The sequence below is a fragment of the Patiriisocius marinistellae genome, from assembly GCF_009014635.1.
GTDB lineage: Bacteria > Bacteroidota > Bacteroidia > Flavobacteriales > Flavobacteriaceae > Patiriisocius > Patiriisocius marinistellae.
On sequence record NZ_BKCF01000007.1, the window covers coordinates 84,720 to 98,780 of the forward strand.

A 14,061-nucleotide genomic window follows, 5' to 3' on the forward strand; every position below is an offset into this window, starting at 1 on the left:
TAAGAAATAGTACCTTTGCGCTTTCAAAAATAAACTATGGATTACGCAGAAAATATATTAGGTACAATAGGAAATACACCGTTAGTCAAAATAAACAAACTAGCCCAAGATATTCCAGGACTCGTCCTAGCAAAATATGAAACTTTTAACCCAGGAAACTCAACAAAAGACCGTATGGCGTTGATGATGATTGAGGATGCTGAGGCAGATGGAAGGTTGCAGCCTGGAGGAACAATCATCGAAGGTACCTCTGGAAATACAGGAATGGGTTTAGCGCTTGCAGCAATCGTTAAAGGATATAAAATGATTTGTGTAATAAGTGACAAACAGAGTAAAGAGAAGATGGATATTCTTAGAGCTGTAGGAAGTGAAGTAGTTGTTTGTCCAACCGATGTTGCTCCTGAGGATCCACGCTCTTATTATTCAACTTCTGCTAGATTAGCAAAGGAAACGCCTAATTCTTGGTATGTAAATCAATATGACAATCCAAGTAACGCCAAAGCACATTATTTAAGTACTGGACCAGAAATATGGAAACAAACTGAAGGTAAAGTAACTCATTTTGTTGTGGGTGTTGGTACTGGAGGTACTATTAGTGGTGTAGGTAAATATTTAAAAGAGCAAAATCCTAATGTGAAAATTTGGGGGATTGATACCTACGGTAGCGTTTTCAAAAAATACCACGAAACAGGCATTTTTGACGAGAAAGAAATTTACCCATACGTAACCGAAGGTATTGGCGAGGACATCCTCCCAAAAAATGTAGATTTTGATATCATCGATGGCTTTACTAAGGTAACCGATAAAGACGCTGCCGTGTGGACACAAAAACTATCTAAAGAAGAAGGTATGTTTTTAGGCAATAGTGCAGGTGCAGCCATGAAAGGATTGCACCAACTAAAAGAACATTTTAATGAAGATGATGTAATAGTCGTACTTTTCCATGACCACGGAAGTCGCTACGTTGGAAAAATGTACAATGATGAGTGGATGAAGGAGATGGGGTATATTGAATAGGTGACTTAAAACAAAAAGGAAATAATAATTAAAATTTTAGTTTATTTTTTTGATTTTTACAACGCACAAAATATATGAGGTTTAAAAATAATGTAAGCTAGTGTTCGTTTGTTTTTAAATTTTTATATATTTAGGTAATCTAATTTTAAAAATCAAAATGACATGAAGAAATTCTCTCTCTCTCTCTCTCTCTCTCTCTCTCTCTCTCTCTCTTATTTAGCATTGTAGGAGTGTATGGTCAATCTTTTATTTGCGTAACAGAAGATGATCTAACTCCCGATCCATCTGGGCATTATTCTTATTCTACAGATTCCGAGATTCTAGATTCTTTTGAACCTGTAGTATTTAATGTTAAGTCTTGGATTTTACTTGAAGATAACGATATTGTTAATTTAGACGACCCATTATATACTGGACCAGATACTGATGATGCGTTAGAAGCTATTGCAGTTTTAAATAGAGCGTATAATCAATTTAATATTTTTTTTAAATATAATGGTATTTCTGCAATTGCAGATAGTGAAGTTGCATTAACCATAAATCCTTGTTCTAACCCTAATAGCGCTTGTAATTTTACCGCATGTAATCCAATTGACTATCCTAATCATAATCCTTATTGGGAAGTTGGGTCTGTAGTTCAGCAAAACGCTGCGTATAATGACCCAAATTCAATTAATATCTATGTAATGAAAGAAACTGTTTGTTACGGCGGCGTAAGATGGGGCTCAAGGTTTGTTGGTATTGGAGATACTAATTTTAATGGACCCTCTTTGGTACATGAATTAGGTCATGCTCTCGGATTATCACATACCCATAGTGGATATAGTAGTTCAGGTTATTGTGAGCAAGTTACACGTGATGTAAATGACCTAGATGATGCAGATGATCCTAATGATACTTATTTCAATGCAGATGTCGCTGGTGATAGAGTGGTTGATACTAATGCAATACCAGCTATGGGATCAAACCAAGGTATAAATACTTACGACCCTATCAATTGTTTATACACAGGTAGCGGAACAGATTGTAAAGGAACTCCTTTTACACTTACTTATGAAGATTTAATAAATACAATGGCTTATTCCTTTGATTGTATTTCAAATTATATGACACCAGGTCAGGGAATTAGAATGAGAGAAAAAATTGCAATATCTAATACTTTAACTCCTGCAATTACATCTATCGAGAATCTATATAATCCTTATATAGGCGATTACTACAATGCAGGACCGTTAGGGGTGAATGATACTCCTCTATTTCAACCTGGATTTGATTATAAATTTGTTAAATGCGCTGGTGATTACCCGCAACCTTCAGACTTTTATGACACAAGCTGGTCTTACAGTATTAACAGTGTATATTTGCAAGTTGATAAATTTGAAACGGACTTTAGTATCATCACACACCCTAATCATTCTGCAATTATTATTGAACAGCTCCAAAATTATGAACTAACAGTAGGGGCAAAAAAATGCTATGACAATTATAATCGCAGTGCAGAAAGTGGTAAGGTTATGAAATTTAATGATGGTTATTTTAACACAAATGTAACCACAGTTCCAAAAAATCAAAATGAAATTAATAACCCTCAGTTGGTTGATAACTTAAATCCAGGGCTTTATAAAATAGAAAAGTCATATAATGATGGTACAATACAAGAAACTGTAATATTAAAACAGGGTAATAATTAAATACTAAAATATGAAAACTTATACATTCCTTTTTTTTGTTCTTATTGCTTTTCAAGTTAACTCACAAATTACTTTAATACCAGACACTAATTTTGAAAATGAGTTAATAGAGCAAGGTATCGATACTGATAACACAATTAATGGACAAGTGGCCACGGCTGATATTGAGAACCTTACCATGCTTATGGTGAATGATGAAGGAATTCAAGATTTAACGGGAATTCAAGATTTTATATCGCTGGAAATGCTGAGTTGCAATTTAAACGAACTGACATCAATTGACGTTAGCAATTTAATCAACCTAACTTTTCTAGGGGTTGGCGTAACTAATATAACAACAATTGATGTGTCTAGTAATGTAAATTTAGAAAGTTTTTTTTGCGCCTATAATAATCTAACATCTATTGATGTATCTAATAATCCAGCGCTTGAGGTTTTATTTGTAGGTCAGTCCGAGGGGGTAATAACGCCTCGCAATAGAATTACTGACCTAGATTTAAGTAATAACCCTAATCTCGATAGATTACAAGCGTTAAATTTAGATTTAGAACATTTAAATTTAATGAACGGAAATAATAGTATATTGGACAATGTTGAAACAGAGGGGAATCCTTTATTACAATGCATCCTTGTAGATAATCCTATAGCAGCAAACAACGGAGAACCGCCTTATAGTACTTGGGAGATTGACCCCACAACAAGTTATGCCAACGGCCCTAATTGCACATTGGGTATTGTGGGCAATGAAATAGAGGTATTATCGGTTTTTCCAAATCCTACACAAGAATATATAATGTTTGACTTGGGGTACGAAAGAGCTCAAAAAATAGAAATTTATAACACGTTAGGAAACCTTGTTAAGGTGTATAAAAAAGGTGTTTCAAACATTCTTCCTGTTAAAGAGTTGTCAAATGGCATGTATATTTTAAAGATACAAACTGAGACTAAATTGTATTCTGCCAAGTTTTTGAAAGAATAATACTCGTACAAATTGTAAAAATCCCTGTTGTTTTGACATCAGGGATTTTTCTTTTATGGTAAAACTCATAATAAATACATCGCCTCATCAACTTTTTTCCTACCTTTCTCATTCGCAAAGCTCCCCGCTACGCACTTTTTATGAAGGAGGACTTCTTACACTACGTCTGGAAATTTCAAAAATTCAATACTGCGACACTTACCACAACTTCTGGTGATACCATTCAAGTAATTCGTGTGGGTATGCATAACCATAATTCGGGTCCAGATTTTTTTAACGGGCAGGTGTTGATTGGCGGACAAAAATGGGCTGGTAATATAGAAATACACATAAAATCGTCAGACTGGTTTGCACACCGTCATGAAATTGACCCAGCGTACGACAATGTAATTTTGCATGTAGTGTGGGAACACGATGTTGAGGTATATCGCAAAGACGGTACTGCAATTCCTACGGTGATTTTAAAACCTTTAATTCCTACGGAAATTTTAAACGCATATCATACCCTATTTAAAAAAGATCAAAAATGGATTGGATGTCAACAACGCTTTCATGAAGTTGATGATTTAACTATGAATAATTGGATTGAACGATTATATATTGACCGCTTACAACGTAAAAGCGAATTGATGATGCATCGATTAAAAGAACTTAATAATCATTGGGAAGCGTTATTGTTTGAGATGCTTGCTAAAAGTTTTGGACTTAAAGTAAATGGCGAGGCTTTTTTGAGCATAGGACAATCTATTAATTTTAGCGTCGTTCAAAAATGCCGAAAAGAACCAGAAACTCTTGAGGCTTTGTTAATGGGACAAGCTGGTTTTTTTAATTCTGAAAATGATGATCCATACTTTGAGTCTCAAAAAGAAAACTATAAATTTTTACTGCGGAAATTTCAATTGGATGCTACTTCGGTTATTATTCCAAAATATTTTAGATTAAGACCTCCTAATTTCCCTACAATTAGATTGTCACAATTAGCAAATTTATATCATCAAAAACAGGCTCTGTTTTCTGAGATTATGAATGTTAATAATAGTTCTCAAATGTATGAGGTGTTTAAAATTTCGGCTTTGCCATATTGGGGATCTCATTATAATTTTGGTGTGACTTCAGCAAAGAATAAACGTGTTCTTACTAAAAAATTTATTGATCTGTTGATTATAAATACGATACTTCCGTTGCGTTTTTGTTATGATTCTCACTTAGGGAAAGATGATACAGAAACGTTATTTACAATGGCGCAGCAAATTTCGGCAGAGAATAATAGTATTACCAAAAAATTTAATGATTTAAGACCGATTGCTAAAAATGCAATGGATAGTCAAGGGTTATTACAGTTGAAAAATGAGTATTGTAACGCGATGAAATGCTTGCAATGTGCAGTGGGTAATCAATTATTAAAAGCGTGAAATTTTGCTTGAAAAGTTGTAATTTGCTCCTATGCTAAATAAGATTTATAAGATACGGCATTACTTTGAGCGCAATGGTTATTATGTATGTGCACGTCTTGCAGATAGGCTAGGTATGCGTACAAAAAGCGTGCGACTCTTTTTTATTTATGTGTCGTTTGCGACTGCAGGAGTTTGGTTTGCTATATATCTTACTTTGGCTTTTTTGTTGAAATTAAAAGACTTAGTGTATACAAAACGGACTTCGGTTTTTGATTTATGAGAAAACTATTTCAATCTAGATTATATTTTGCTTTTTTCCTTTTACTTGCTGTTTTTGCAGCTGGTGTAATAGGGTATCGATTTATCTCAGACTATTCTTGGGTAAATGCATTTTATATGACGGTGATTACTGTGACTACAGTAGGATTTGGAGAAGTACAACCACTCAATGATGTGGATAAATTATTTACTTCCATTTTAATACTTTCAAGTATATTTATTGTAGCATTTTCAATAAGTGTTATTACTGAGTACATATTAAATAAAAACAACATTGGTAATTTAAGAGAAAAAAGAGCTTATAAAATGATAGGTAAAATGAAAAACCATGTAATCGTTTGTGGTTACGGACGTAACGGAAAACAAGCCGCTCAAAAGCTTTTAGACTACAAACAAGATTTTGTGGTTATAGAAAAAGATCATGAGGTGGTAGATAAGTTTGCAGAGGAAGATTTGTTATTTATCGAAGGAAATGCAAATGAAGATGAGGTTTTAATCGAAGCCGGACTAGAAAGGGCAAGTACTATTATTTGTGCATTACCAAGTGATGCAGATAATCTTTTTATTGTGCTTTCGGCAAGACAGATCAATCCAAGCTTAAAAATTATTAGCCGCGCAACTGAGGAAACTAGTTATCGAAAAATGAAGCTTGCTGGTGCAGATAATGTAATTCTACCAGACAAGATAGGAGGGGATCACATGGCATCTTTAGTAGTGGTGCCAGATTTAATTGAGTTTTTAGACAATTTGTCAATATCAGGTGATGACGATAGTATTAATGTAGAACAAGTCTCTTTTGAAAATGTATGTCCATCAGGAGATGAACAAGCAATTGAAAAACTTGATATTCGTAGAAAAACAGGATGCTCTGTAATTGGTTATAAAGGTCCTACAGGGGAATATGTTGTAAACCCAGAGCCATCTTTAGTCTTAAAAAAAGGGTCAAAGTTAATATTAATAGGTCGCCCAACACAAATTGAAAGTCTCAAAAACCTATATAACGTTTAGAAAACATTAACATTTTAACGGTTTATACGCTTGAGTTTTGCCTATTTTTTAGCATATTGCTTGACTTAAAATAAAAACTAATCTATAAATACCCATTATGAAGAAATATCTTCTTTCCTTATTTGCACTTTTAATGCCGTTACTCACTTTTGCTCAAGAAGTTGAGGAGGTTGGAATTGATGAACAGATTAATCAGGCATTTGCTCCAGTAGCTAACTTTTTTTCAAGTATAATATTCTTTGAAGTTGCAGGGGTTCCATTTGTATTAATATTATTGGTTTTCAGTGCTGCATTTTTCACATTATATTTTGGCTTTCCTAATATTAGATTCTTTTGGAGAGCAATTCAAACCGTAAGAGGGAAATATGAAGATATAGAGAAGCACGGAGCTAAAGAACTATATGGTGAGGGAGGTATTGCTCAGGGTGTTGATATGAACAAGGTTGATGATTTTGATAAACATTTAGAAACTGTTGATGAGCTTGCAATAGATGGTGATATAGCAGATACAATTAGAGATGAAAGCTCAGACGGTGAGGTAAGTCATTTTCAAGCATTAGCTACTGCAGTATCTGGTACTGTAGGTAATGGTAATATTGCTGGTGTAGCACTAGCAATTGCCTTAGGGGGACCTGGAGCTACTTTCTGGATGATTATTTGTGGACTTTTAGGGATGAGTACAAAATTTGTTGAGTGTACTTTAGGGGTTCAGTTTAGAGATGTAGGTCCAGACGGTACTGTTTATGGAGGTCCTATGTATTACTTAAGTAAAGGTCTTAAAGAAAAAGGGTTTGCTACACTAGGAAAAATCACAGCTGCATTATTTGCAATCTTTTGTATTGGAGGTTCATTTGGTGGAGGTAACGCTGCTCAATCAAATCAAGCAACAATTGTCTTAAAAGAATTATTTAATTTAAATAGTGCAGGTGCAGGATTTTGGATTGGTGTTGTTTTAGCAATTCTTGTTGGTATTATTATAATTGGAGGTATTAAGCGTATAGCACAAGTGACAGAAAAAGTTGTGCCATTTATGGCTGTTATGTATTTAGTAGCATGTTTATATATAATCTTATCTAATTTTTCATTAATCGATGATGCAATTTCTTTAATTATTACAGAGGCATTTAACCCTACTGCAATAGGAGTGGGAAGTATTATAGGGGTTCTTTTAGTAGGATTTAAACGTGCAGCCTTTTCAAATGAAGCTGGAGCGGGTTCTGCCTCTATTGCTCATTCAGCTGTAAGAACAAAATATTCAGCTAGTGAAGGATTAGTAGCGTTGTTAGAACCTTTTATTGATACTGTTGTAATCTGCACGATGACAGCACTAGTAATCATTATCTTTAACTTTGGTGGTTTCTTTGAATATGGAGGAGACGGTACTGGAGCTGTAATTATCGATGGTTTATCATATGAAGGAGCAGGGATAACATCTCAAGCCTTTGCACAATATATTCCTTATTCAAATGTATTTTTAACTATTGCAGTAGTGTTATTTGCAGTCTCTACAATGATATCTTGGTCTTATTATGGACTTCAATCTTGGAAATATTTATTTGGAAGAGGTAAAAAAGCAGATTTACTTTATAAAGTTTTATTCTTAACATTTGTTGTAATTGGAGCAGCTGCAAACATGAAATCAATATGGGACTTTTCAGATGCAATGATATTTGCAATGATTTTCCCTAATATGGTTGGTCTTTTCTTCTTATACCCAATAGTTAAAAAACAACTTAACAGGTACCTTGATGCCATTAAATTAAAGAAAGACGCAATTAATTAGGGCGATAACCTAATAGTAAAACATATCAATTTTTAAACTCCCCAGTTATAAAACTAGGAGAGTTATGAAAAAGTTTAAATCCCATTTCGAATATTCAAAAGATGAACGAAGTGGGATTTTTATTTTGTGTTTATTTATAATAGGTTTATTAGTTTTTCTGAAATTTTACAAGCCCACACAAGTACCATTGTTGGACACTTCATCTCCACAAATTGTCTCCATCCAACGAGAAATTGATTCATTAAAGTTAGTCGCAATTGAAAAAAGAAAACCAAAAATATTCCCATTCAATCCCAACTTTATAACAGACTATAAAGCATACACTCTCGGTTTATCTACACAAGAATTTGACAGACTCAAAAAATTTAGAAATACAAATAAATGGGTGAATTCAGTAGCCGATTTTAAAAGAGTAACTCAAGTTAATGATAGTGTGTTAAATAAAATAAGCCCCTATTTTAAATTCCCAGAATGGGTAACAAACCCTAAGATAAAGTATAGTTCAAGCACCTCATTTCCGAAGAAAAATTTTAAAGAATATGATAAAGAGTTGCCATTTGCAGAGAAAGTAGATTTAAATATTGCAACAGCTGAGCAGTTAAAAAAGATCTACGGGATAGGACCAGCGCTCAGTGTTCGAATTGTGGAAGAGCGCCAGAAGTTAGGTGGGTTTTCAAATGATGATCAATTATATGGTGTTTGGGGCTTAAAAGATTCTGTAGTAAAGAAAACATTGCTGCGATTTACGGTGAAAACACCAAAAGTTATAGAGAGAATGAATATTAACACTGCATCTGCGTCTGATATTGCAACAATAAAAGGAATATCCTTTGATTTCGCTACTGAAATATGGGAGTTCGTAACCCTTAGAGAACGAATTAATAATCTAAATGAACTAGAAAAAATTGACGGAATGACTACTTCCAGATTAAAGCTAATTGCGTTATATTTGTCTGTTGAATGATTTGTAAAAATCCAGCAAATTATTGAAGAATTGACATTATTTTCCAACCATATTATTAATACCGTAATAGCGTATGTATTTTACCGAAGAGCATGAGTTTTTTAGAAAGAGTTTTCAAGATTTCTTAAAAAAAGAAGTTGTACCACATATTGAAAAGTGGGAAGAGACTGGGACGATAGACAGATTTATCTGGGAGAAATTTGGTGAAATGGGTTATTTTGGTCTTGCTACTCCTGAGGAGTATGGCGGGATGGACTTAGATATATTTTACACAATAATCTTTATTGAAGAATTACAAAAAATAAATAGTGGTGGCTTTGCTGCTGCAATGTGGGCGCATGAATACCTTGCAATGACACACCTTAATAAAGAAGCAAACCACGAACAAAAATTGAAATATTTAGCACCTAGCGTTACTGGTGAAAAAATAGGGTGTCTTTGTATTACAGAGCCATTTGGAGGAAGTGATGTAGGCGGTATGAGAACGACTGCCGTAAAAGAAGGCGATACATATATAATTAATGGGTCAAAGACTTTTATTACTAATGGTATTTATAGCGATTATTTAATTGTTTGTGCAAAAACAAACCCAGAGTTAGGGAACAAAGGGATTAGTATTTTTGTTATGGATAGAGATACGCCTGGAATAAGCGCAACAAAATTAGATAAACTTGGCTGGAGAGCCAGTGATACTGGAGAAATCGCATTTGACAATGTTGTTATCCCTGCCGAAAATTTAATGGGCGAAGAAAATATGGGCTTTCCATATATAATGCAACATTTTGCATTAGAGCGCTTGATTATGGGGGTTAATGCACATGCAAGAAGTGAATGGGCGTTAGAATATGCAATTGCGTATATGAAAGAACGTACTGCTTTTGGTAAACCTATTTCAAAATTCCAAGCGCTACGTCATAAAGTTGCAGATTTGTCTAGTGAAGTTGCAATGGCAAAAACATTTAATTACGTTACTGCAAAACGTCTTAATGATGGGGAATACGTGGTTAAAGAGGCAACAATGTCAAAACTGGTCTCAACAAAAATAGCTGATGCTGTTGCATATGAGTGTGTGCAGTTACTAGGTGGTTACGGTTATATGGAAGAATACCCAATGGCGCGTAATTTGAGAGATAGCAGATTGGGACCAATAGGTGGAGGAACTTCCGAAATTCTTAGAGAGATTATTTCTAAAATGGTCATTGATGGAGTTTCTTACAAACCTGCGACATAATAGAACGTTATTCAGTTCGTTCTACTTTTAATAAACAACCTACAATGAAAAATCATTTCTTAAATAGGATATCACTTTTTTTACTTTGTTTAATTTCTTTTAATGCTGTTGCTCAAATAGATATTAAAGGAAAGGTAGTTGATTTTACAACCTTTGCAGGTATAGAAAGCGCGAGTATTTATGTTCAAAATAGTACCATAGGTACCATTAGTAATGCTGATGGTAATTTTGCGCTAACAGTACCTCAAAAATTTATAAATGATACCCTAGTTATTTCTAGTATAGGTTTTAAAAGTTATAAAAGCGTTGTAAAAGATTTTGATGCATCAATGGATTTGTTTCTTGAAGAGGACGTAGCATCTTTGGACGAAATCATTATCGTTGCTGAAACCCGTCCAAAAACTGGTAACGACATTGTACTTCGTGCAATCGAAGAACTTCCAGAAACATTACCAGATAGTGCGTACATTCAAAAGGGCTTTCTTAGGCACAAAGAAAGGAATTCAACCGAGTATAAATGGCTTATTGAAAGCGCCATCACATTATATGATGACAGTTATAACTCAGGTGCAAAAAAGAATCTCAGGATTAATGTTGATGAAACCCGTAAAAGTTATGACCTTAGAGATGTAGATAGCCTTTATGCTTACACAGCTTACCTTAAAAATAGAACTAGAAATAAAAAACTACGTAAAAACAATTTGAGGCGTGATACCATTTCAACTTCTAGTTTAGTGAAAGCTATTAGATGGAATGACGAGCGGGTAAATGGACTTGATAAGCTCTTTAGAGGTAAAATTAATCTTATTAGAAATGCAAATGAGTCAGGTGCTATATTTGGCGAGGGGTTATTAGAAAGACAACAGTTTAAATTAGATACAGTTTTAGTTGAGAATGATAAAAAACTTTATAAAATCGAAATCTTAAAAGGAAATGATTTTGTAGGATTAAACACACCAGATATTTATAATGAAGGCTTTGAAGCTAAAGGATGGTTGTATATTGATTGGGATACTTGGGCAATCAAGAAAGTAGAATACCAATTAATTGCAGCTTCAGATAATCAAAAAAAGCGTAGCAAAAGTCTTTTTGGAACACTGTTAAATCACAAACTCGTAATGACCTATATGGAGTATGAAGGCAGAATGTACCCTAAGTACATCTATTATGAAACACCAAAACTCGTTAACGCAGGAGACCGATCGTCTGATCAAACCGATAAAGAGGGAAGACCCACACAGGATAAAGAAGAGTTTTATTACAATACCGTACAAGAGATAGTTTTTACTGAAATTATTAGAGATAAAGACCTAATAAAAGAGGAGCGTTCAAAACAATGGACAGAAGATATTTTTTCGCCACAACCGTATCATCCCGAGTTTTGGGAAAATTATAATGTATTGTTAGAAAGTAAAGAAGAAGAAAAGTTGATTAGAGATTTAACAAGAAGAGCAGGATTGTTTAAAGAGTAGTAAATATATATTCTGAAATTTTTATTTCATTAATATTTCAGAAAAAAAACAAATACCCGTTTTGAGATTTCAAAATAAGTAGTATTTTTGCAGTCCAAAAGAGAGGAGGTTATGACACTATGTTAATTATACCAGTTAAAGACGGAGAAAATATAGACAGAGCGCTTAAGCGTTTCAAGCGTAAGTTTGATCGTACGGGAACGATGCGTCAGCTACGTTCACGTCAAGCATTCTCAAAGCCATCTGTAGTTAGAAGAAAACAAATACAGAAAGCGCAGTACATTCAAGGACTTAGAGATGCAGAGGAGATCTAGTTTCCTATCATCCTAAAAATATAATTTAAGACCGCTACTTTTAAAGTAGCGGTCTTTTTATTTGTAATTTTAACGCAAAGCTGAAATTTAAAACAACAAGTCAATTGCTACTATCTCCATTTATAGACTATTTAAGCCTCGAGAAAAAGTACTCGGCACATACCATAACGGCATATAAAAAGGATTTAGAAACTTTTTTTGAATTCGGAAAAGAGACATTCGAAATCTCAAATTTAGCAGAAGTAAATTATCCTATTGTTAGGAGTTGGATTGTGACATTAGTTGATTCTGGAATTTCAAACAGAACGGTAAATCGAAAAATTTCATCATTAAAAACATATTATAAGTTTTTATTGAAAATAGGAGAGATAGTTGAAAACCCATTAGCAAAGCACAAAGCTTTAAAAACCTCAAAAAAAATACAAGTCCCTTTTTCGGAAACCGAAATAAATAGTGTGTTAGAAATGCTAAAATACGCTAACGATTTTGAAAGTTTTAGAAATAAATTGATTGTTGAACTTTTTTATAGTACGGGAATGCGTCGGGCAGAATTAATTAATTTAAAACTCAGTGATATTTCCGAGGTTAAAAAAACAATCAAAGTATTAGGAAAAAGAAAAAAAGAACGTATTATTCCATTGTTGTCATCTGTTTTAGAGACGGTTGTGGCTTATCTTAAATTTAGAGAAGATGTTGATGTGAATAATTCGACATTTTTACTGTTAACATCAAAAGGCGAGCCTATTTATGAAACACTAGTTTATCGAGTGATTACAGCATATTTTGAGATGGCCTCGGTAAAGTTGAAAAAAAGCCCGCATATTTTGAGGCATTCATTCGCAACACATTTGCTTAATGAAGGGGCTGAGTTAAACGCAGTCAAAGAGTTACTAGGTCATTCAAGTCTTGCTTCTACTCAGGTTTACACTCATAATAATATCGCTAAATTGAAAGAAGTATATAGAGGTGCACATCCTCGAACCTCGAAGTAAATTATTTTTTTAATTTTTTGTAAAAATTTTACTCAAAAAGTTTGCACACATCTTAGTTTTGAATATTTTTGCACCGCATTTGTGATGAAGAAATTATTACAATATTTTTTCTAAAATTTGTTTTGTAAAAAGGATAAATTACATACATTTGCAATCCGTTAGAAATAGCGGACTTTTTTATGCTGATTTTCGCAGTGTAAAATAGTTAAAGGCCGATGTAGCTCAGCTGGCTAGAGCAGCTGATTTGTAATCAGCAGGTCGTGGGTTCGAGTCCCTCCATCGGCTCTTTTTTTTAAAGAAGTTCTTTAAATATTGAAATTGTTAGTTTTGTCTCTGTTTAGGAGGCGGGCTGATACGGGGAGATACTCAAGCGGCCAACGAGGGCAGACTGTAAATCTGCTGACTACGTCTTCGCAGGTTCGAATCCTGCTCTCCCCACAAGCAATTTAAAACAAGAAGCTGTTAAAAGATTTTTTACATAGTTTCGTTTTAGGGTTGTTTGGGTTGGGTCACCAATCCAGGAGGGCTAAGATAAGTGGTTTTCCAAATAAATGAAATATTGAATTCCATTAACGGTAAGTTCTAATTTTTAGATCTTGCTAAGTTATAAAAGCGGGAGTAGCTCAGTTGGTAGAGCGTCAGCCTTCCAAGCTGAATGTCGCCAGTTCGAACCTGGTCTCCCGCTCTATTTTTCTGCGAAAGCAGATATTCATTGTAGCCTGTTTTAGGTTGCAATGATTTCTCTTTGAGTTCTTGTTCAGTATGCGTTACTATTCTTGAAGCGCTAATGTGGAACTTGATGCCAGCAATGTAAAACTCGCCGGTGTAGCTCAGGGGTAGAGCGTTTCCTTGGTAAGGAAGAGGTCACGAGTTCAATTCTCGTCATTGGCTCGACATATTAGAATAATTTTGAACACTAATATATAACTAAGTAAAT

12 protein-coding genes and 4 tRNA genes are annotated in these 14,061 nt (G+C 34.1%); all 16 read left to right on the forward strand.

The window, feature by feature from the left end; genetic code table 11:
- The first annotated feature begins 36 nt into the window (after positions 1-36).
- On the forward strand, positions 37-1,017 hold the full coding sequence (locus tag GB234_RS14210) for a PLP-dependent cysteine synthase family protein (protein ID WP_151895252.1): 981 nt from the start codon (positions 37-39) through the stop codon (positions 1,015-1,017).
- A 230-nt stretch (positions 1,018-1,247) separates the two neighbouring features.
- Positions 1,248-2,708, forward strand: a complete 1,461-nt coding sequence (locus GB234_RS14215) for a M66 family metalloprotease (protein ID WP_151895253.1) — start codon at positions 1,248-1,250, stop codon at positions 2,706-2,708.
- Positions 2,709-2,718: 10 nt separating this feature from the next.
- Positions 2,719-3,687 carry a T9SS type A sorting domain-containing protein gene (locus GB234_RS14220; RefSeq protein WP_151895254.1) on the forward strand — a complete coding sequence of 323 codons (969 nt, stop codon included), beginning with the start codon at positions 2,719-2,721 and terminating at the stop codon, positions 3,685-3,687.
- 140 nt (positions 3,688-3,827) lie between these two features.
- A complete protein-coding gene (locus GB234_RS14225; protein ID WP_151895255.1) occupies positions 3,828-5,099 on the forward strand; it encodes a DUF2851 family protein in 1,272 nt (423 codons plus the stop codon).
- Positions 5,100-5,130: 31 nt separating this feature from the next.
- Positions 5,131-5,361, forward strand: a complete 231-nt coding sequence (locus GB234_RS14230) for a PspC domain-containing protein (protein ID WP_172966901.1) — start codon at positions 5,131-5,133, stop codon at positions 5,359-5,361.
- Complete coding sequence (locus GB234_RS14235; RefSeq protein WP_151895256.1) at positions 5,358-6,368, forward strand: potassium channel family protein; 1,011 nt, start codon at positions 5,358-5,360, stop codon at positions 6,366-6,368. The genes GB234_RS14230 and GB234_RS14235 overlap by 4 nt, the downstream gene beginning before the upstream one ends.
- Positions 6,369-6,465: 97 nt before the next feature.
- Positions 6,466-8,151: an alanine/glycine:cation symporter family protein gene (locus GB234_RS14240; RefSeq protein ID WP_151895257.1), complete on the forward strand. Its 1,686-nt coding sequence runs from the start codon at positions 6,466-6,468 to the stop codon at positions 8,149-8,151.
- 64 nt (positions 8,152-8,215) lie between these two features.
- Positions 8,216-9,115: a helix-hairpin-helix domain-containing protein gene (locus tag GB234_RS14245; protein ID WP_151895258.1), complete on the forward strand. Its 900-nt coding sequence runs from the start codon at positions 8,216-8,218 to the stop codon at positions 9,113-9,115.
- 73 nt (positions 9,116-9,188) lie between these two features.
- On the forward strand, positions 9,189-10,346 hold the full coding sequence (locus GB234_RS14250; protein WP_151895259.1) for an acyl-CoA dehydrogenase family protein: 1,158 nt from the start codon (positions 9,189-9,191) through the stop codon (positions 10,344-10,346).
- 44 nt (positions 10,347-10,390) lie between these two features.
- Entirely contained in the window at positions 10,391-11,818 is a 1,428-nt protein-coding gene (locus GB234_RS14255) for a carboxypeptidase-like regulatory domain-containing protein (protein WP_151895260.1), read from the forward strand.
- Between the two features lie 119 nt (positions 11,819-11,937).
- Positions 11,938-12,132 (forward strand): 30S ribosomal protein S21, encoded by a 195-nt coding sequence (rpsU, locus tag GB234_RS14260; protein ID WP_151895261.1) that lies wholly within the window; start codon positions 11,938-11,940, stop codon positions 12,130-12,132.
- A gap of 104 nt (positions 12,133-12,236) precedes the next feature.
- Complete coding sequence (locus GB234_RS14265; RefSeq protein WP_151895262.1) at positions 12,237-13,124, forward strand: tyrosine-type recombinase/integrase; 888 nt, start codon at positions 12,237-12,239, stop codon at positions 13,122-13,124.
- 211 nt (positions 13,125-13,335) lie between these two features.
- A tRNA-Thr gene (locus tag GB234_RS14270) sits at positions 13,336-13,409 on the forward strand.
- Between the two features lie 71 nt (positions 13,410-13,480).
- Positions 13,481-13,562: transfer RNA gene (locus GB234_RS14275), tRNA-Tyr, on the forward strand.
- A 174-nt stretch (positions 13,563-13,736) separates the two neighbouring features.
- A tRNA-Gly gene (locus GB234_RS14280) sits at positions 13,737-13,809 on the forward strand.
- 134 nt (positions 13,810-13,943) lie between these two features.
- Positions 13,944-14,015: transfer RNA gene (locus GB234_RS14285), tRNA-Thr, on the forward strand.
- The last annotated feature ends 46 nt before the right edge of the window (positions 14,016-14,061 follow it).